15 protein-coding genes are annotated in these 20,516 nt (G+C 60.6%); 6 read left to right on the plus strand and 9 right to left on the minus strand.

Annotated elements, in window-relative coordinates:
• Nucleotides 1-26: 26 nt before the first annotated feature.
• Complete coding sequence (gene pgi, locus VGU25_04465; GenBank protein HEV2576445.1) at nt 27-1,661, minus strand: glucose-6-phosphate isomerase; 1,635 nt, start codon at nt 1,659-1,661, stop codon at nt 27-29.
• A 110-nt stretch (nt 1,662-1,771) separates the two neighbouring features.
• On the minus strand, nt 1,772-2,437 hold the full coding sequence (locus VGU25_04470) for a ribonuclease T2 (GenBank protein HEV2576446.1): 666 nt from the start codon (nt 2,435-2,437) through the stop codon (nt 1,772-1,774).
• A gap of 123 nt (nt 2,438-2,560) precedes the next feature.
• Here VGU25_04470 and VGU25_04475 point away from each other — a divergent pair, with 123 nt between their 5' ends.
• Entirely contained in the window at nt 2,561-3,652 is a 1,092-nt protein-coding gene (locus VGU25_04475) for a DNA topoisomerase IB (GenBank protein HEV2576447.1), read from the plus strand.
• Between the two features lies 1 nt (nt 3,653).
• Here VGU25_04475 and VGU25_04480 read toward each other — a convergent pair whose 3' ends face one another.
• Nucleotides 3,654-4,319, minus strand: coding sequence for a peroxiredoxin-like family protein (locus VGU25_04480; GenBank protein HEV2576448.1), 666 nt, complete (start codon nt 4,317-4,319; stop codon nt 3,654-3,656).
• A 97-nt stretch (nt 4,320-4,416) separates the two neighbouring features.
• Between VGU25_04480 and VGU25_04485 the strand changes: the two genes are divergently transcribed.
• Both VGU25_04485 and VGU25_04490 read left to right on the plus strand, forming a co-directional pair.
• Nucleotides 4,417-5,286: a sugar phosphate isomerase/epimerase gene (locus VGU25_04485; protein HEV2576449.1), complete on the plus strand. Its 870-nt coding sequence runs from the start codon at nt 4,417-4,419 to the stop codon at nt 5,284-5,286.
• The gene (locus VGU25_04490) at nt 5,274-6,623 is read left to right on the plus strand and encodes a DUF4147 domain-containing protein (protein ID HEV2576450.1); all 1,350 of its coding nucleotides are present in this window, start codon (nt 5,274-5,276) and stop codon (nt 6,621-6,623) included. Before VGU25_04485 ends, VGU25_04490 begins: the two co-directional genes overlap by 13 nt.
• Here VGU25_04490 and VGU25_04495 read toward each other — a convergent pair.
• Nucleotides 6,620-7,036 (minus strand): group III truncated hemoglobin, encoded by a 417-nt coding sequence (locus VGU25_04495; GenBank protein HEV2576451.1) that lies wholly within the window; start codon nt 7,034-7,036, stop codon nt 6,620-6,622. The genes VGU25_04490 and VGU25_04495 overlap by 4 nt on opposite strands.
• 295 nt (nt 7,037-7,331) lie before the next feature.
• On the opposite strand from VGU25_04495, the gene VGU25_04500 reads away from it, so the two are divergent.
• Nucleotides 7,332-11,144, plus strand: coding sequence for a CheR family methyltransferase (locus VGU25_04500; protein HEV2576452.1), 3,813 nt, complete (start codon nt 7,332-7,334; stop codon nt 11,142-11,144).
• Between the two features lie 2 nt (nt 11,145-11,146).
• Complete coding sequence (locus tag VGU25_04505) at nt 11,147-11,788, plus strand: response regulator transcription factor (protein HEV2576453.1); 642 nt, start codon at nt 11,147-11,149, stop codon at nt 11,786-11,788.
• 8 nt (nt 11,789-11,796) lie between these two features.
• On the opposite strand, the gene VGU25_04510 is transcribed toward VGU25_04505, so the two are convergent.
• Nucleotides 11,797-15,114, minus strand: a complete 3,318-nt coding sequence (locus tag VGU25_04510; GenBank protein HEV2576454.1) for a S41 family peptidase — start codon at nt 15,112-15,114, stop codon at nt 11,797-11,799.
• Nucleotides 15,115-15,183: 69 nt separating this feature from the next.
• A complete protein-coding gene (locus VGU25_04515; GenBank protein ID HEV2576455.1) occupies nt 15,184-16,428 on the minus strand; it encodes an MFS transporter in 1,245 nt (414 codons plus the stop codon).
• Between the two features lie 65 nt (nt 16,429-16,493).
• On the opposite strand from VGU25_04515, the gene VGU25_04520 reads away from it, so the two are divergent.
• Complete coding sequence (locus VGU25_04520) at nt 16,494-17,105, plus strand: hypothetical protein (GenBank protein ID HEV2576456.1); 612 nt, start codon at nt 16,494-16,496, stop codon at nt 17,103-17,105.
• Between the two features lie 5 nt (nt 17,106-17,110).
• On the opposite strand, the gene VGU25_04525 is transcribed toward VGU25_04520, so the two are convergent.
• From VGU25_04525 to VGU25_04535, 3 genes are read right to left on the minus strand one after another with little or no spacing between them, the layout of a single operon-like run.
• Nucleotides 17,111-17,848, minus strand: a complete 738-nt coding sequence (locus tag VGU25_04525) for a succinate dehydrogenase/fumarate reductase iron-sulfur subunit (protein ID HEV2576457.1) — start codon at nt 17,846-17,848, stop codon at nt 17,111-17,113.
• An 18-nt stretch (nt 17,849-17,866) separates the two neighbouring features.
• On the minus strand, nt 17,867-19,681 hold the full coding sequence (locus VGU25_04530; protein HEV2576458.1) for a fumarate reductase/succinate dehydrogenase flavoprotein subunit: 1,815 nt from the start codon (nt 19,679-19,681) through the stop codon (nt 17,867-17,869).
• Nucleotides 19,682-20,467 (minus strand): succinate dehydrogenase, encoded by a 786-nt coding sequence (locus VGU25_04535; protein ID HEV2576459.1) that lies wholly within the window; start codon nt 20,465-20,467, stop codon nt 19,682-19,684.
• Between the last annotated feature and the right edge of the window lie 49 nt (nt 20,468-20,516).

Raw genomic sequence — 20,516 nt, forward strand, 5'->3', positions numbered from 1 at the left:
CCATTCTGCCTGCCTGTTTTTCGCGTCTACTTGCGTGCGCGGTATCGGTTGATCAGATTGTTCGTCGAGGTGTCGTGCGTCAGCTTCGGCTGGTCCTCTGATTCCAGTTCGCCGATGATCCGCTGCGCCAGCACCTTGCCGAGTTCAACGCCCCACTGGTCGAACGAATCGATGTTCCAGATCACGCCCTGCGTGAAGACCGAGTGCTCGTACAGCGCGACCAGCCGGCCCAGCACCTCCGGTGTCAGCACATCGGCCAGAATCGTGTTCGACGGTCGGTTGCCTTCAAATACCTTGTGCGGCACGAGCCAGTCCGGCGCGCCCTCGGCCTTCACCTGCTCGGCCGTCTTGCCGAAGGCCAGCGCTTCGCCCTGCGCGAACACATTCGCCATCAGCAGATCGTGATGTTTCCCCAGCGGATTGAGCGTGCGCGCGAAGCCGATGAAGTCGCAGGGAATCAGCCGCGTGCCCTGGTGAATCAGTTGATAGAAGCTGTGCTGCCCGTTCGTGCCCGGCTCGCCCCAATAGATGGGGCCGGTTTCGTACGTCACCTTTTTGCCGTCGAGCGTCACATGCTTGCCGTTCGACTCCATTGTGAGCTGCTGCAGGTAAGCAGGGAAGCGCTTCAGATACTGTTCATACGGCAGCACTGCAACCGTCTCAGCGCCAAAGAACTCCGTGTACCAGACCGTGAGCAGGCCCAGCAGCGCGGGAAGATTCTTCTCAAATGGAGTCGTGCGAAAGTGCTCGTCCATCTGATGAAAGCCGTTCAGCATTGCGCGGAAGTTCTCCGGCCCGATCGCGATCATCGTGCTCAGTCCGATCGCCGAGTCCATCGAGTAGCGGCCGCCCACCCAGTCCCAGAAGCCGAACATGTTCTGCGGGTCGATGCCGAACTTCTTCACCTCTTTCTCGTTGGTCGAGATCGCCACAAAATGTTTTGCGATCGCCGATTCGTCGCCACCGAGCCCCTTCAGCGCCCACTCGCGCGCGCTGTGCGCGTTCGTCATTGTTTCCAGCGTCGTGAACGTCTTTGATGCGACGAGAAACAGCGTCTCGTCCGCATGCAGATCATGCACCGCTTCGACAAAATCCGTCCCATCCACGTTGGACACAAACCGGAAATTCAGATGCCGGTCCGAGTAGTGCTTGAGCGCCTCGTAGGCCATCACCGGGCCCAGGTCCGATCCTCCGATACCGATGTTCACAACATTCTTCACGCGCTTGCCGGTATGGCCGCGCCACTGGCCGGACCGCACCTGGTGCGCGAAGGCCGACATCTTGAAGAGGACCTTGTGAACCTCCGGAACCACGTCTTCGCCATCAACATTGATGTGCTCCGACTTGGGCGCACGCAGCGCTACATGAAGCACCGCGCGGTTCTCCGTGATGTTGATCTTCTGTCCTGTGAACATCGCCTCGGTGCGCTGACGTAGCCCGCACTCTTCAGCCAATTGCATCAGCAGCTTGATCGTCTCGTCTGTAATCCGGTTCTTCGAGTAATCAAGAAACAGGCCGCAGCCTTCCGCAGTCAGGCGGGTGCCGCGACTAGCGTCATCGGCGAAGAGCTGCTTGATTGTCTGGTTGCGCATCGCGTCTGCGTGGCTTTGGAGAGCCTTCCATGCAGGACGGTCGGTCAAAAAAACGGATTCGTCGCTCATCTCGGTTTTCTCCTCTGGGATTAGTGGGAGTTGTGCGTAATTCGTGCCGCGCAAGTCGGTGCGCCTCCTGCATTAGAACACCGCCAGGGGGCTCGACGCATAAAGCCGTTTTACGGTGGTGGAATCCGCACCGTGCGCGCGCGGCAGGATCGCACTGGCCCGCACGCGATCGCGTGGAGCTGCTTGTCCAGGCAGACCTCGACAGCCGTCAGAAAGTTATTCCCGCAACTGAGCACCAGGCTGCTCGCCGGAATCGATGGATTGCTCTGCTGCACCAGCGAAAGAATCTGATCCGGCGGCATCGAGATCTGCGCGTTGAGCTGAGCCAGTTTCGGAGGCGCCGTGAACGACTGGAACGCCGCACGCGCCGTCGTGAAGAAATCGTCTGCCGAAAGCCCTGAGCACGTTCCATGCGTCTCCCACTCATGCTGCAGCAGACCCGGGTCCGGATAAATATCGCTATATTGCGCAGGGTCCGCTGGCCCCGGCGCATTGCTGCAGTTCTGCGGATAGCTGCCGTCGGTGTTCTGCGGCCACAATCCATGCAGCACGAAGCTCGCATGGTGTGCGCACTCTGGCGCGCTCGCATGCGAGTAGCAGAACTCCGGTGACCAGGACAGATTCAGCAGGTAATAGTCGAAGTTCTGCGGCCCTGTAGCCTGCGGCCTCGCCGCCCTACTGTGCCGCGTAGTCGGCGGTGGAGCTGTATTGGTCGGTGCCGGAGCGTTGCACGCGGTAAGGCAAAGAAGAAGTGCGGGATAAAAAATCTTCTTCATGGCCCCGAAAGCATAGCAGGCAAATGCACTTCCGGTGGCAGGTTGGGCAGCGCATAGCTCCAAATCCTCATCCAAGTTGCCAATGCAGGTTTCTCGGGTGAGCAGGTGACCACGCGGGCTCGAATGACACAGTTACGGGTGGACCCACTGGCGGAGCCGCCTGATCCGAAAGAATCGGCGCAGGCGGCGGGGCTTCGCTACGTCACAGACGCGAAGCCGGGCATTCGCCGCATCCGCTGCGGCAAGGGGTTTCGTTACACGGCGCCGGGCGGAGCGACCATTCACGACGAGCAGACGCTCGCCCGCATCCGCTCTCTCGTCATACCGCCGGCGTGGACCGGCGTTTGGATCTGCACGATTCCCAACGGCCATCTTCAGGCTACCGGCCGCGACGCCCGAGGCCGCAAGCAAAGCCGTTACCATCCCCGCTGGCGCGAAGTCCGCGACGAGACCAAGTACGAACGCATGGTCCAGTTCGCCCGGGCTCTTCCTCAAATTCGCGAGCGAGTAAAGAACGACCTCGCGCTCCCGAACCTTCCGCGCGAGAAGGTGCTCGCCACCATCGTGAGTCTCATGGAACAGACGCACATCCGAGTGGGCAACCAGGAATACGCCAAGGAAAATGGCAGTTACGGCCTCACCACGCTGCGCAACAAGCACGTCGAGGTCAACGGCTCGCAGGTTACATTCAGCTTCCAGGGCAAGAGCAAGGTCCACCATACCGTCAGCCTGCAGGACCGCCGGCTCGCACGCATCGTCAAGCAGTGCGAAGATCTTCCCGGCTATGAGCTGTTCCAGTACGTCGACGAAGCAGGCGAGCGCCACGCCATCGACTCGTCCGACGTGAACGAATATCTTCGCGAAATCACCGGCCAGCACTTCACCGCGAAGGACTTCCGCACCTGGGCCGGCTCCGTCCTTGCCTGCGATCTGCTCCGCGGCATGGACGCATTCGAGAATCAGACGCAGGCCAAGAAGAACGTTGTCGCCGCAATCAAATCCGTCGCCGCGAAGCTCGGCAACACGCCGTCCATCTGCAGAAAGTGCTACGTGCACCCCGCCGTGCTCGAGGCATATCTGGGTGGCATCTCCGTCGAAGAGGCCAAAGCCGAGCTCGAAGAAGAGATTGGCGAGCAGTCCAACGCTCTCCGCAAAGACGAGGGCGCGCTCCTGCGCCTGCTCGAGCAGCGCAGCCTTCTCGACAAGGCCGCGTGATCTACAGCGCCGCCAGCACGTCCGTCGGATCCGGCCGCACGCGGTGGTCTGCATGTGCCTCTGCAAACGCAATCGTCGCCTGCCCATCTGCATTCGGCTTCAGCACGAACGTCGCCGGAACCGGCAGACGCCACGTCGCCTCCCCCTGATCGCCATGAACAAACGGAATGTTGATCATGATCGATCGCAGATGCTGCCGCATCACTTCGGGCACCGTGTACGCCACTCCAAACATCTCGGCCACACGGCATCCGGCATCCGACAGCACCGGAAATGTGAGCGAGTGCTGTTGTACCGTGAAGTCGTTTTGGCGCGGCAACTGCGGCGAGATCGCAACCAGCAGCGCGCCGCGTCCGCGCACCTTCGGGTACGCAGCCTCCCACGCTTCCAGCTCTGTTACACAGTACGGACACCAACGTCCGCGAAAGAAGTTGATGATCACCGGCCCCAGCGCAAGCAAATCCGCTGACCGTACCGGCTTGCCGGTGAGTGCATCGGGCAGTGTGAACGAGGGCGCCTGCGCACCGACAGGAAGAATGCGCGATTCAATCCCGGTCGCAAGCAGATCGTGAATCGCCTGCTCGGTAATGGCGAGCCGTTCCGGCTGCACAAGCGTGCGCGTCTGCGCGGTGATAGCGTCAAGCTGTGATTGAAGAGAATCTGCCACAGTTCAAGTTTAGGGGATGGGAAATCTTCAGCAAACCTGTGCAACATATTGTTTGCGCTTGGGACGAATCGGGTTCCGCGATGGTACGATTTCGCCGATGACCAATTCACTCGAACGGCGCACCTTCCTCTCGCTCACTGCAATGGCGGCTGCAGCCGCCGCGGTGCCGCGCGCATTCGCCAAAACCGCACAACCCGGCGCGGCCGCGGGAAATCCGCCCGTCCGCATTGGGATGTGCAGCTACACCTTCCGAAGCTTCGATCGCGCCCAGCTCATCGGATTTCTCAAACAGCTCAATATTTCCACGATCAACCTCAAGGACGTGAAGGACCATCTGCCATCGACCTCCGCCGCCGACGAGCAGAAGGCGCTCGATGACTACAAGGCCGCGGGCATCACTCCCACCGCGGTCGGCACCGTCTACTTCCCCAAGGACGAAGACGAAGACATCCGCTCGAAGTTCGAATACGCCAAGCGTGCCGGCGTGAAGGTGATTGTCGCGGGCGACCCAGCCCCGCAGGTACTTCCTCGCATCGAGCGCTTCGTCAAGGAATACGACATCGCGATTGGCGTGCACAATCACGGACCCGAAGACAAAATCTGGAAGTCACCACTCGACGTGCTCAAGGCGGTGCAGGGTATGGACGTTCGCATGGGCTGCTGCATCGATGTCGGCCATACGATGCGCGCCGGCGTTGACCCGGTTGACGCGATTCGCGCTGCAGGCCCGCGCCTGCATGACGTCCACATGAAAGATCTTGCCGAGCGCAACGTCAAGGAATCGCAGGTGGCCGTCGGCCGCGGGCTCATGCCCGTCCGCGAAATTTTCGCCGAGCTCGCAAAGATGCGTTATCCCGGCTACGTCGACCTCGAGTATGAAATTCACGGCGACGATCCGATGCCCGGCGTCACTGAGAGCATCGCGTACGAGCGCCGCGTGTTGGCAGGCATGGGGTGGAAGAGCTAGCGCAGTCGCGTGACCCGCAGCACAGCGGCGCCGCGCGGCGCGAGATGCTCCGCACGATCTTTCAAGAGACGCTCGACGCGATCGATGTCCGCAAGGTTCTGGCTCGCGCGGTAAGCTGCCGGCAAGGTGTGCTTCGCGTCACCGACCTGCGCTACCGCCTGGCGGACTTCGATCGCGTTCTTGTCATCTCTATCGGAAAGGCTGGGGTGCCATGCGCTGAGATACTGCTCGGCGCACTCGCAGGAAACGAAATTTCGGTCGAGGCGATTGTGGTTGGGCCAAACGAGATGGGCGAATTCTCTTGCCCCATTCGCCGGTGGCAGGGAAGTCATCCTTTCCCCGACGCGAGTGCACGCGAAGCGGCGCAGTACATCCTGACGGCGCTGAAGAACACCACCGCACGCGATCTGGTCCTCTTCCTGATCAGTGGCGGTGCCTCTGCAATGTTGGAGCTGCCGCTTGACGCAACTCTCACTGGCGAGGAAATCGCCGCGTTTTATCGCGCACTGGTCAACTCCGGTTTGACCATCGCCGGGATGAACACGCTTCGCAAGCATCTCTCTGCAGTCAAGGGAGGCAGGCTCGCCGAGGCCGCGGCGGACGCTACGAAGTGCACGCTGCTCATCTCCGATGTTCGCGAGGGCAGGGAAGACGTAATCGGATCGGGCCCTTCGCTGCCTGACTCATCCACCCGTGAGGACTGCTTCGAGCTCATGCGCAGGCCAGAGTTGCGGGATAAGGTGCCCGATCGCGTTCGCTCCTTCCTGGAAAGCGCGGAGCTGGCTGAGACGCCGAAGGCGGGGGCTGCGTGCTTTGCGCGCGCGGATTTCCGCGTCCTGCTCTCGACGGAAACGATGCTCCTCGCTGCTGCAAACGCGTGCCGCGGGCGCGGATTTCACGTCGTGATCAATAACATGTGCGATGACTGGGAATACCGAGCAGCCGCCAACTACCTGCTGGACCGGCTTCGCGATCTTAGCGCCGAGTACCCGCGCGTGGCTCTGATTTCAGGTGGCGAGGTGCTCGTCAGCGTCGGCGAGAATGCGGGCATCGGGGGGCGCAATCAACAGTTCGCGCTCTATTGCGCTACGAAGCTGGACACCATTCCCGCTCAAACGGCTGTGCTCAGCGCGGGTAGTGATGGGATTGATGGGAGCAGTCCCGCGGCGGGGGCTGTGGTCGACTCTCACATGATGAGTGGCGCGCAGCAGCAGATCAAGGAAGCTCTCGACCGATTCGACAGTTATCCGCTTCTCGCGCAGCTTGGCGCCACGATTGTGACCGGACCTACGGGAAACAACGTACGCGATCTGCGGATCCTGATTGCGGAGCGCTAGTGCTTTGAGGGCACAGGTGCGCGGAAGATGGGAAGAGCCTGCTTTTCGCCTTGCTTGTAGGCGATGGCAGCCTTGAAGTTTGCGGCAATCCGGTGGGATTTCGCGACGACGATCTCGGCGTGGTGGGGCTCCATTACTTCGCGCGCGGTCTCCTCGAAGAGGGCCAGCCACCGGGCAAAGTGTTGGGGGGCGAGGGATAGCTCCAGGTGCTTGGCGAGGGGGTCGCCCTTGTAGCGGCGCTCGGTGAGCAGGACGGTGCACCAGAAGTCCTTGAGCAGGCTGAGATGTGCGGGCCAGTCGTCGACGGCGGCATTGAAGATGGGACCGATTTCGGGATCGAGCTGCACCTTTGCGTAGAAGCGGTCCACTAAATTGTTGATCTCTTCGGGTGAAATGGACTGCTCATTCTGCATTTCAACTCGCTCCTTTTTTGCCTGATGAAAGGATACCGTGCGGCGATTTTTGGGATTTGGGTGGGGTACCTCCCCCCCCGTACTTTTTGCGCAAAGTCTTCAGAAAAGAGACTTTAGGTCTGGACTTTGATGTTTTGTCCGATATTCGAACCATGATGTCCTGCGGGCGCGAGGCCTGATTCCCGGTGCGGGTTTGTCAAGTCAATGGACGCCGATTGAGCCGGGATTACGGCGGGTCGTGGTCCTATAAGCAGGAGATTGAAGGTGTATTCTTAGGGCGCTCAGAGAGGATTTCATGTCCCCCGAAACAGAGCTTCCGGACGATTCACAGGCGGAGGCTGGGGCTCTGGCGGCGGCGGCGGCCCTGGAAGAGAAGGCCAGCGAGTCCGATCAGACACCTCCTGGCGAAATCGCAGAGGCGGAGCTCGGCGCGAGCTTGCCAGATCTTTCAGTTGAGTCGACCGGCCAGGCGAACCAGGCGCCCGCTTTGCCGTATCCGGTTGTGGGATTTGGGGCCTCGGCGGGAGGGCTGACCGCGTTCCGCGAGGTTCTGGAGAATCTGAACCCAGACACGGGAATGGCTTTTGTCCTGGTGACCCATATGGCTCCGGATCACAGGAGCTATCTGACGGAGATTCTTGAGAGATATACGCGGATCCCGGTGAGAGCCGTGGTGCACGGTGAGAGGCCGGAGCCGAACCATCTGTATGTAATGCAGCCGGAGCAGAGGTTACAGCTTCGAGCCGGGGCGTTTTATGTCGAGGAGCGGACCTCGGGCCGCGGCCCGCACGTCATTGACACCTTCTTCCGTTCTCTTGCGGCCGACCAGAAGAATCATGCGATCGGGGTTGTGCTTTCGGGAGCGGATTCGGACGGTGCATCCGGCCTGAAGGCGATTAAAGGAGAGGGCGGGATTGCGCTGGTACAAAGCCCGGGAAGCGCAGCGCAGCCCGGGATGCCGCGGAGCTCGATCGCGGCCGATCATGTGGACCTGGTGGTTCCACCGGCCGAGCTTGGAGTGGAACTCGGCAGGCTTGCGGCTCAGTTTTCACGCCCCGAGCTGCGGTCGCTGGAGAGTGGGGTTGTCCCACCGTCCGACGAATATTCGTTCCAGAAAATCCTGCAGTTGTTACGGAGCGTTTCGGGACTGGACTTGCGGCAGTACAAACCGGAGACGCTGCGCCGGCGGATGATCCGACGCCTGGTGCTGCTGCGCAAAGAGAGTCTGGCGGAATATTTCAGATTTCTGCAGGTTCGTCCGGATGAGCTGCGGTTGCTGCAGGAGGACCTGCTCATCAGCGTGACACGCTTTTTCCGGGACTCCGGATTCTGGGAGTCGCTGCGGCAGAATGTGTTCCCGGCACTGCTGCGGGATCGACCGGCGGACAGCCCGGTGCGCGTATGGTGCGCAGGGTGCTCGTCCGGGGAAGAGGCATATTCGCTGGCAATCACGCTGATCGAATACATGTCGTTGAACAGTCTGGACATTCCTCTCCAGATCTTCGGCACGGATGCGAGCGATCAGTCGATCGATGCCGCCAGGCTGGCTGTGTATCCGGAGACGCTGGCCGACGAGATTTCGCAGGAGCGGCTGCGGCGCTTCTTTGTGAAGGTGGAGCGCGGATACCAGGTGTCAAAACGTGTGCGCGACACGTGCATCTTCGCCAGACAGATTCTTTGCAATGACCCGCCGTTCTCGCACATCGACATTCTGAGCTGCCGGAACGTGATGATCTATTTCGACCAGGCGCTGCAGCGACAGGTCATGGTCACGTTTCACTATGCGCTGGAACCCGGCGGGTACATGCTGCTGGGCATGTCAGAGGGATTAAGAGATTACAGCGACCTCTTCAGCACGGTAGACCGGAAAAACAGGATCTACATGAAGTCCGGCGCGGCTCTGCCGCACATCGCCGATCTGCCGCGCAGCTATGCGATATCGCAGTTGCCGGGGGTGCCGCGTCCGACCGGCCTGAATCTGCAGGCGGAGAGCAACCTGTGGCCTGAGCTTGAGCTGCAGCGCGCGGCGGACCGAATTGTGCTGGCGCGCTTCGGACCGGCGGGATTGATCGTCGATGAAGAGATGAACGTGCGGCAGTCGCGCGGACATACGGCACCTTACCTGGAGCTGACGCCCGGTGGCGTGAGCTGGAACCTGCTTCGCGTGTTGAAGGACGGCGTCGCCACCGAAGCGCGAAACGCGGTTCAGCGCGCCATACGGGAGAACGTGCCGATCACAGCGACGTCAACCCTGATGGACAAAGAGAAGGGCCAGCAGACCATTCATATCGAGGTTCTGCCGATAACGAGCGCCATCGAGCGCCCGCGCTGCTTCCTGGTCCTGTTTCAGCCGGAGCAGCAGACCGATCAGGTTAAGCCGAATGAACAGGTGATTGCGTCGAACCTGACAACGGATGAAAAAGAGCGTCTGATTGCGCAGCTGCGGCAGGACCTGACCTCGACACGCTTCCACCTGCAGTCACTGGTTGAAGAGCGCGATGCGCGGAACCAGGAGCTGGTGTCTGTAAACGAGGAGATCCAATCCGCGAACGAGGAACTGCAGAGCACAAACGAGGAGCTGGAGACGACGAAGGAGGAGCTGCAGTCCGCGAATGAGGAGCTGCAGACGGTCAACGAAGAGCTACTGCAGCGGAACAATGTTCTTATGCAGACGGGGAACGATCTGACGAACCTGCTGAACAGCGTGAACATTCCGTTGCTGATGCTCACGAACGAACTTCACATTCGGCTATTTACGCCACCGATGCAGCGGCTGCTGAGCGTTCGATCCGCAGACGTAGGGCGGTCGATCAGCGAGATACGGTTCCAACTGAGCATCGACGATTTGGAGCCGATCCTGCGCGAGGTGCTGGAGACGCTGGGAACGCGCGAGCTGGAGGTGCAGGACAGGGAAGGGCGGTGGTACCTGCTGCGGGTTCGGCCGTACCGGACGGCAGAAAACAAGATCGAGGGCCTGGTCGTCGTCTTTTTGGATGTCGATCAGCTACGCAGCAGCCAACAGCATCTTCTGCAAGCTCATCACTTCACGAGCGCAGTGGTTGAAGGCGTCCCCGTGCCGATCGTCGTACTGGACGAGAACTGTGCCATCCAGACAGCAAACAACGCGTTTCGCGAGCTGTCACAGATGGACGCGAATGAGCTGGAGGGAAGATCGCTTCCGGATCTTGTGAAGCTGTTGTGGGGGATTGAGTCGATGGGCGAGCAGTTGCAAAGGCTGCTGGATGATCCAACGGCAACGCTCGAGTTTGAGCATGATTCCCAGACAGCACGAAGGAAGACCGTGGTGGTGAAGGGGCAGGTTGTACGAACAAACGGGAGGAAGGTGCTTCTGCTGGTGATGGAGGACATTACGCTGCGCCGTGAGGCGGAGCTGGAGATCTCGAAGCAGAAAGAGGCGCTGGAATACGAGATGGAAAGAGCAGCCTTTACGCTGAACCGGACAAAAGAGCAGTTACGCGGGCTGACGAGCCATTTGTTTCACGTGCAGGAAGAGGAGCGCCAGCGTGTGGCACGCGAGCTGCATGACGACGTGAGTCAACGCCTGAGTTTTCTGGACATGCTGCTGTCGGGCGTGAGCGCTTCGGTGGATTCGCCGGACTTTTCGGAGAAGCTGCAGTCGGCGAGGACGGAACTGCAAGGACTGAATACGGATGTTCGCGAACTTTCTCATCGGCTGCACCCGAAGGTGCTGAAGGACCTTGGCCTGGCGGCTGCGCTCCGCGCATTAGTGGAGGAGTTTGACCGGCGAGAGGGAATGCCCGCTACGTTTTCTTCGCGCAACATCCCGAAGAGCATGCCGGACGAGGCTTCCACGGCGATCTATCGAATTACGCAGGAGGCGCTGCGGAATGTAGCGAAGCATGCAGGCAGGACGCATGTGAAGGTGGGCCTTCAAAGCGTGGATCACAGTTTGAAGCTTACGGTAAGGGACTTCGGTGTGGGCTTCGATGCAGACGCCGCAGAAAGTCCGGATGGCCTGGGCCTGATCAGCATGCAGGAACGCGCGCGAATCGCGGGGGGATCGTTTGCTGTCGACTCCGAGCTTGGCGCAGGAACGACGATCAATGTAGTGGTTCCACTGGAATAGGCATGGTGCGCATCCTCATTGCGGACGATCACGTCCTGGTGCTGGAGGCGCTGTGCGCGATTCTGGCAAAAGAGTACGAGATTGCAGGGACGGCAAAGAACGGACGCGAGACGGTCCAGAAGGCCGTTCAGTTGAAGCCGGACATGGTGATTATGGATGTGTCGATGCCCGAGCTCAACGGGATCGAAGCCATGAGGCAGATTAAGGCCTCGGGATGTCCGGCGAAGATCATTTTTGTGACGCAGCAGTTGGAGTCGGCGTACATTCGCGCGGCATTTGACGCGGGTGCGATGGGGTACGTGGCGAAGCAGTCGGCGTCGTCAGAGCTTCTGCTGGCGGCGAGGATGGCGATTTCAGGGAGATACTATGTGACTCCGCTGGCGACGCCGAAGGCCGGCTTCGACAAGGGTGCGCGAGTGTCGCGAGTGAATCCGGCGGAGATGTTCGGTGCAGGACTGACGACGAGGCAGCGGGAGGTTCTGCAGCTGGTGGCGGAAGGGAAGACGACGAAGGAAGTGGCGCTGACGCTGAAGATCTCGCCGAAGACGGTGGAGTTTCACCGCAACGCGATTATGGATCAGCTCGGTCTGCGCACGACGGCGGAGCTGACGCGCTATGCGCTGTCACACGGGATTATCCAGTAAGGACGCGGTTATTTGAGTTGGCCGAGGAGGGTCTCGACGGCTTTCTTCAGCTGGGCGTCTTCTCCGGATTCGGTTTCGCCTAAGGGGCGGAGAACTTCGACGTCGACGGGCCGAGGGTGCATCTCCATGTCGTCGCCGTGCATGTCGCGGATGCGGTCGCCGGGGACGCGGACGCTGGAGCCGTCGATGAGGCGCTGGGCGCCGGTGAAGATGATCCAGCCGGCGGTGGGAGTTCCGACGACTTTGCCGAGTGCGAGCGCGCGGTAGCCTTCGGTGAAGTCCTCGCCGTCGGAGAGCGTGGACTCGTTGGTGACGAGCACGGTGGGAACGCCGAGCGCGCGCTGGCCGAGGGCCTGGCGGCTGGGTACGGTGGCGCCGTCGCGGGGAGTCATCAGCAGATAGTTGCGACGGGCGAAGACGTCGATGACGCGGCCGTTGACGTAGCCGCCGTTGTTGTTGCGGACGTCAATGACGACGCCCTGCTTTGTTTCGTTCTGCGCGTCGAGGTCAACGTAGAGCTGCGAGAGGTCGTGGTCACCCATGGCGGCGATGTGCACGTAGCCGAGCTTGCCGCCGGAGACGCGGTCGACGTAAGCGCGGCGGTCCTCGACCCAGGAGTTGTAGAGCAGGCCGGCCTCAACCTGCAGGGTGACGGGGCGCACGATGGCGTCGCGCTTTTTGCCGGCGGTTTCTACGCTGAGGACGACGCGCTTGTTGACCTTGTCTTCGAGCAGGGAATCGAGGTTGGTTTGTGGAGTGATGGTGGCGCCGTCTACGGCGAGCAGGCGGTCGCCCGGGTGGATGGTGCCTTCGAGCGAGGCGGGGCCGAGGGGCACGACTTCGCGGACGATGAGCTCGCCTTTGTCTTCGAAGGGCTCGCGCTCGAAGCGCAGGCCGAGTCTTCCGGTGCGCACGGCGGGCGGGGAGATTTTGTTGATGCCGGAGTGTGAGCTGTTGAGCTCGCCGATGAGGAGGTTGATGTCGCGGCGGAGCTCGGGACCGGTGTGCGCTCCGGTGATGTATGGCTCCCATTCATCGCGGAGCGCCTTCCAGTCGTGATGGTTGAAGTCGGCGCGGAAGAAGCGATGGTCGAGTGTGTTCCAGGCTTCGTCGAAGACGACCTGCTTCTGGCGGTCGAAGTCGACTTCCATCGACGCGGTCACGGTGATGGGGCGAGGAACACGCGTGTCGATGGGAATGGCGCGGACACCAGAGGGCATGTCGCTGCCGGCGTTGGCTGCGTTCGGGTTAGGGCTGGGGCCTTCGATGTAGTAGATGGTGTGCGAGTCCGGCGACCACGCGATGTTGGATTTGAAGCCGGGTGTTGAGGTGAGTTGGCGCGGGCTTGCGGGCTCGCGCGAGAGTTCATCGAGTGAGTAGGTGTAGATGTTCACCTGATCGGCGACGGTCGCGACGAAGGCCAGTGTTTTTCCATCGGGGCTGATGACCGGCGAACGGAGTTCGAGATTGAGGGGCAACAGCGTGAGGCGATTGCGAATGCCTTCGAAGACAATTCGTGTGGGCTCGATCTTCTTTGGCGGATGATGGTTGGCGTGGTCGGCGGGCCCTGTGGGTGCGGGCTTTGCGGGCGCTGTTTCAGGCGGCGTTTGTGGAGACTGATCGGGAGCCGGACGTGTGGAGGGCGTCGTCTCTGGGGGCGTCTGCGGTGCGGGTTCGGTTTCGTTGGGAATGTCGGGCGCGCCGGGGATCGACTGCTTGCGGAAGAGCTCGGTGAATTGATCTTCGCGGAATGCGGGAACATGCGGAACGAGATCGACGCGGGCGATCTGTGGAGTTTCGCTGCGCTGCGCGGTGTCGAAGAGGATGTATTTGCCGTCGGGCGACCAGGCGATGCGCGATGCGGCCTCGCCGTTTGCAAGGAAGGTCAAAGGGCGGGCGTCTGCGCCGCCCTCAGCGGGAACGGCGTAGAGATTGCTGAAGCCATCGGGGCCGGAGGGAACGTATACGACCCAGTGAGAGTCCGGTGACCATGCGATGGTGTCGTTGTCCAACTCGCCGTGGGCGAGGATGTGATCCTTCAAACCATCAACCGTGAGGACGTGCAGCTCCTTGCGATTGCGGATGAAGGCGACGCTCTTGCCATCGGGTGACCAGATGGGGCCCGCGTCGATGTCGAGGCCGTGAGTGAGGGCGTGCTCTGATTGCGTGGCGAAGTCGTACAGGTAGAGGCTGGAGCCGCCGTCGCGCTCGGAGCGGTAGACGACTTTGGTTGAATCGGGTGACCACTGCGGGTCGCTTTCCGCGGCGTCGGTGTAGGTCAGGCGCTGCGCTTCGCCGCCGGATTTTGTGCCTGTAGCAAAGACTTCGCCCTGATCGACAACGGCGAGCTTGTTGCCATCCGGCGAGATGGCGAGATCGCGCCAGTGAGTGAGGTTGGTGTGAGTGACGCCTTCACCGCTGGGCGCGCCGCGCAAAGTAATTGCGACTTCGGCTGCCTTGCCGCTGTGAGTGTCGAGCTTCCAGATGGCGAAGTGACGCTCGAAGACAATGGTCTTGCCGTCGTAAGAGATGGTGGGCCAGAGGCAGCGGCCGCTGGTGAACTGCGTGACCTGATGCTCGGCGCCGGTTGTGGCATCCGCGCTCCAGATGTTTTCGGCACCGCTCTTGTCGGACATATAGAAGACGGTTTCGCCGTCGGGCGACCACATGGGCCAGGCATGCTTGGCGTCGGCTGGGAGCAGGCGGTGATATCCGGCGTCGGTTTTGGAGGGAGCGAGGAGCGGCTTGAGCCAGAGCTCGGTCTCGTCGATGTGCGCGTGGCCGTTGCGCCACCATTGCGAGGACGAGATGCCCTTGGCGATGAGTGCGATCTCTTTGCCGTCCGGCGAAGGTGCGGATTCGAACTCGTTGAGGTAGCGCTCGCGCGAGACCTCGAGTGGTGTGCCGCCGGTCGAGCGGACGCGCAGGATGTCTCCCTGACCGGCGACGTCAGTGACGTTGGACGTGAAATAGATCCATTGGCCGTCGCGAGACCAGCCGTCGATGTTACTGGGCGAGTCGGAGAAGGTGAGGCGCTCGAGCGCACCGGATGCGAGTGTGAGGACGTAGATGTCGCCGCCGCCGGTGCGTGTGGAGATGAAGGCAAGCTTTGTGCCGTCGGGTGAGTACAGGGGGCGGGATTCGTCGGCGGGGCTGGAGATGAGCAGGCGCGCTTCGCCACCCTGCGTGGGCACGGTCCAGATGTCGCCGCCGGAGGCGAAGGCGATCTCGCGCCCGTCAGGCGAGATGGCCGGTGTCGCGAGTGAGGGTTTTGAGGACTGAGCGAAGGCGGCGGTGCAGAGGACAAAGCTCAGCAGAAGGGACAACGACGGAATCCGGACCAAGGATCACCTCGTGCAGCGGAAGGTTTGATTGATTGCGACAAGATGTTTCTATCATGCATTCAAAAGGCGATCTTCGGGACCGGCGGCCAGCGTGCCTTCTCGCGGAGGCCGGGCCAATGTGGCATAACTCAGCGCGCCGAGCAGCATGACGCCGCTGCAGAGCTCAAGCGACAGTGTGAAGGAGTGGGTGCGATCGAGGAGCCAGCCGGTAACGACCGGAGCTGCCGAGGCGAAGATGAAGCTGGCGAAGTTCATCAGCGCGCCAATGGGAGCCGTATATTTGTCGGCGCCCATGGCCTGCGCGTATCCCCAACCCGACGTGCCTGCGAAGTGCACGAAGAATAGCGCCGCGCTGATGCCGGCGATTGCGATGGGAGTGGTTTGGCTGCGGCCGACGATCAGAGTGCCGGCCGCGGAGAGCACCATCCCGACGACCAGGTTGATGCGATGTATCTTCGGCAGTGGCGCTCCGCGGCGTACGACCCAGTCGCTCATCAACCCGCTCAGCGCCATTCCCATCGCGCCGAATAAGAAGGGAATCGCTGCGAGCCAGCCGCTCTTTCCGACGCCGAGATGGCGGGCTGATTCGAGGTAGCCGGGAACCCACGCGGTGTAGAGCCAGACGGTGTAGTTGATGCCGCTCCAGCCGAGCATCATGCCCCACATTGTGCGATGGCGCAGCAGGACGCGCCATGCGCTCGGATTTTTGGGGGCGGGCGTTAGTAGGCGATGAGAAGTTAAATTCGCGCGTTCGACATACCAGGCCATCCAGGCCGCGGCTACCAGCAAACCGGCGACGCCCAACAGGCCAAACATCCAGCGCCATCCGACCCGGAGCATGATGATCGTCAGCGCCGGAGGGGCTGCGGCCATCGCTATTGTTGACGACATGTTGAGGAATGCCGTGGCTCGCGCGCGTATTTCGGCGGGGAACCATTCTCGTACTACATGCACACCGCAGGGATAGAACGGCGCCTCGCCGGCACCGAGAAGAACGCGCAACGCGAGGAACGGACCGAGTGAGCGCACGAGCCCGGTCAGCATCTGAGCGGCGGACCAGATGCCCAGCCCTGCGCCCAGTGAGCGGCGAGTGCCGAAGCGTTCGAGAATCGCTAGCAGCGGAAGTTGGGAGAAGCCGTACGCGAGCGAAAAGGCCGAGAGCAGCCAGCCCATCTGCGTTGCGCTCCAGTGCATCTCGGCGCGGACTGTGGTGTTTGCGACGCTCAGGGAGGCGCGATCGAAGAAGTTCACCGCGCCTGCCGCAAATAGCAGCATGAGCGTGACGACTTGCCGCACTCGATGCGACTGCTGCCGAGATGTCCGGGGATCGCTCAGAAGATTGTGTGAGAGACGAGGTGGCGGTGGATGCAGTCTACAGCGAAGTATGCCTCTGGACTATGCACGAGGAAAGAAGCATAATGTCGTGGCAGAAAAGGCGTTCCCTGGGAGGGCAAGCCATGGGATATGAAGTGAAACGTATCTCGACCGCTGGAATCGCCGAAGCCATCGCGAAAGCGGAACTCTATCGCTCTCTCAACGAACCTGAAGAAGCAGAATCAATCTGCCGCGATATCCTCGCCATCGAACCGCAGCATCAACTCGCATTGCGTTTGCTTGGGCTGGCGCTGACGGATCAGTTTGCCGGACTCAGCTCCGATCGCTACAACGAAACCAAAGATATTTTCCTGCATCTGAATGATCCTTACGAGCGCCTCTACTACACGGGGCTGCTGTACGAGCGGCGCGCGAAAGCGATGCTGAAGACCGGCCAGCCGCCGCGTTCTCTCCTCGCGCTTTTTGACCAGGCATTGCGGTCCTTTGCTGAGGCAGAGAAGATTCGTCCCGCGGGAAACGATGATGCCATTCTTCGCTGGAATCGCTGCGTGCGGTTGCTGCAGAGTGCGGACTATGAATGGGATGGATTAGAAGAGGAGCTTGTGACCTTTGATGGCCAGGATGCTCCGCCGAGGTAGCGCACTTAGAGAATGCGGAATAGTCGCTTGAGCGGGTCGAAGTAACGGTCCACAACGCGCTCCTTCAGCGGAATGATGGCATTCTCGGTGATTGTGATCGACTCCGGACACACCTGCCTACAGCAGGTAGTGATGTTGCAATAGCCGATGTTGTGCGCATGTCTCAAGTCGCTTACCCGGTCTTCGACGTCAAGGGGATGCATTTCAAGCGCCGCGGCATATACCAGCAGCCGCGGACCGATAAACTCATCTTCCTTGTGGTGCTCGCGCAGCACGTGGCACACGTCCTGGCAGAGGAAACACTCGATGCATTTGCGAAACTCCTGCACGCGTTCAACGTCTGCCTGTTGAATTCGCCATGTGCCATCGGGGGCGTCCGGAGGACGTGGCTTGAATTGCTTGATCGACTTCTTGGCGCGGAAGTTCCAGGAGACGTTTGTGGCCAGGTCACGTATGACAGGAAACGTATGCATCGGCTCCAGGATCACCGGCGCATTCAGGTTAATGTCGCTGAGGCGCGTCATACACATCAGTTTGGGCACGCCATTGATTTCGGCGGAACAAGAGCCGCATTTACCGGCCTTGCAGTTCCATCGCACTGCCATATCCGGTGCTTGCTGCGCCTGGATTCGGTGCACGGCGTCGAGTACGACCATACCCTCCTCGACCTGGGTGGGGTAATCCTGAAAGACGCCGCCTGCGGGATCTCCGCGCCAGATGCGAAATGTCGCTGATGTGGCCATCGGTTTCGTTTCCCCCTGCTATTTCATCTCCTCGATCACTACTTTCAATTCATCCGGCATCGCTGCGACGGCGCGCTTTTCTACGAGCATCTCGCCGTCTGCATCGCGCTTGATGACAATGTTGAACTTGCCCCAGTCGGGATCCTTTTGGGGGAAATCTTCGCGGAACTGCGCACCGCGGCTTTCCTTGCGGAGTAGTGCGGCGCGCGTAATTGCCTCCGACACAACCAGCATGTTTTCGACATCGATGGCAGTGTGCCACCCGTTGTTGTACTCGCGATTTCCGGGCACACCAATCTGTTCCGCACGCATGTGCAACTGTGCGGTCGCCGCGAGTGCTTGTTGCATTTCCTCTTCAATGCGAACAATCCCAACCAGGTTCTGCATGGTCTCCTGCAAATCGTATTGAATCTGGTATGGGTTCTCACCGGACGGACCGCGTTCAAAGAATGCCAGGGCTTTTGTTGCGACGGATTGAATCTGCGCATCGTCCACCGTCGCTTTTCCGTTTTCGCTGGCGAACGCTGCAGCGAAGCGTCCGGCTCGACGCCCGAACACGAGCAGATCAGAAAGTGAATTGCCCCCCAGACGATTTGCGCCATGTAATCCTGCGGCAGCTTCGCCTGCGGCGAAAAGTCCGGGCACAGTGGACATCTGCGTCTCGCCATCGACGCGGATGCCACCCATCATGTAATGCGTCGTGGGGCCAACCTCCATTGGCTCTTTGGTGATGTCAAGGTCGGCGAGCTGTTTGAATTGGTGGTACATGCTGGGGAGCTTGCGTTTGATATGTTCTTCTGCCTTCGGCAGCCGCTCCTTGATCCAGCTGATATCGAGGAAGACGCCGCCGTGCGGAGAACCGCGGCCCGCCTTGACTTCACGATTGATGCAACGTGCTACGTGATCTCTAGTGAGCAGTTCGGGAGGACGCCGGGCATCTTTGTCTCCTTGCGTGTACCGCCAACCTTCTTCTTCGCTGTCTGCGGTTTGCGCCTTGTAGAGATCGGGAATGTCGTCGAACATGAACCGGCGGCCTTCGCTATTGCGCAGAACACCGCCTTCGCCGCGCACACCCTCTGTAACGAGAATTCCGCGCACGCTGATAGGCCAGACCATTCCGGTCGGATGGAATTGAACGAACTCCATGTCCTGGAGTTCGGCTCCGGCGCGATAAGCGAGTGCGAGACCATCACCCGTATACTCCCAGCTGTTGCTCGTCACTTTGAACGCACGTCCGATTCCACCGGTCGCGATCACGACGGCCTTGGCCTCCCACAAGTAGAAGCGACCTTTTTCGCGATCGTATCCACAAGCTCCGGCAATTCGGCCTCCGTCGAGCAGAAGGCTGAGAACTGTGCACTCCATGTGGAATTCGATTCCTGTGTGAATCCCGTGGTCCTGGAGCGTGCGTATCATCTCCAGACCGGTGCGATCGCCGACATGGGCAAGCCTGGGATACCTGTGCCCGCCGAAGTTTCGCTGGAGAATCCTGCCGTCCGGCGTGCGATCAAAAAGCGCGCCCCATGCTTCGAGTTCGCGTACACACTCTGGCGCTTCTTTGGCGTGGAGTTCGGCCATGCGCCAGTTGTTGAGATACTGTCCGCCGCGCATCGTATCGGCGAAATGAACGCGCCAGTTATCGCGATCGTCGACGTTGGCCAGTGCTGCGGCGATGCCGCCTTCAGCCATCACCGTATGCGCCTTGCCAAGCAGGGATTTGCAGACGACCCCAACTGTTGCGCCATTGGCGCCGGCTTCAATCGCGGCGCGCAGGCCTGCTCCGCCGGCCCCGATCACTAGGACATCGTAGGAGAATCGACGGAATTCCGGCATCTAGAGAATTCTCCAATCGTGCCAGATTCCCATCGAACATAGCCGGACATAGATATCGGCGAATGCCACCCAGAGCAGGCTTGCCCATGCCCACTTCTTATGCGCGCCGTTGAGGCAGCTTACGCAATCGTAGAGCTTGTGGCGAACGGGGTGATCCGAGATGCTGTCGAATGTTCCTCCAATGAGGTGGCGGAACGCGTGGCATCCGAAGATATATCCGGCAAGAAGCACAACGTTCACTACAAGGACGAGGCTTCCAATCCCGATCCCGAATCCATCAGGAAAGAAGAACGATCGCACCGCGTCGTAGACCAGAAAGCCCCAGACAACGTAGGAGAGCCTAAGGAAGTAGCGATGATAGTTCTGCAGAATGAGCGGAAAGCTTCGTTCGCCCCAATAGCTTTTACGGGGCTCGCCCACTGCACAGGCCGGTGGATCCGCCCAGAACGACTTGTAGTACGCGCCCCTGTAGTAGTAACAGGTCACGCGGAACAGGCCGGGAATCCACAGGATGAAGAAGGCTGGAGAGAAGGGTAAGAAGCCCGGATACCAGCGTGGCTTCGGGCCAAACAAAGCAAACGGAGAAGAACCGAAGAGCTCCGGTGAATAGAAAGGCGAGATGTAGGGGCCAAAGGTGTAGTGACTATTCTGGAACGCCGCCCAGGTGGCGTAGATCACAAACGCACCGAAGCCAAGCAGTACCGCGGCTGGAGAAAGCCACCAGAAGTCGCGTCGTGACGTTTGGCCGAACTTCCCGTTTTTCCAGACAACATCCGGAGCAGACATCGTCCCCCCCAAGGCGGAGGACGTCCGAACAGCGCCCTACCCGCGGATG

The sequence above is a fragment of the Acidobacteriaceae bacterium genome (assembly GCA_035944135.1).
Classification (GTDB): domain Bacteria; phylum Acidobacteriota; class Terriglobia; order Terriglobales; family Acidobacteriaceae; genus Granulicella.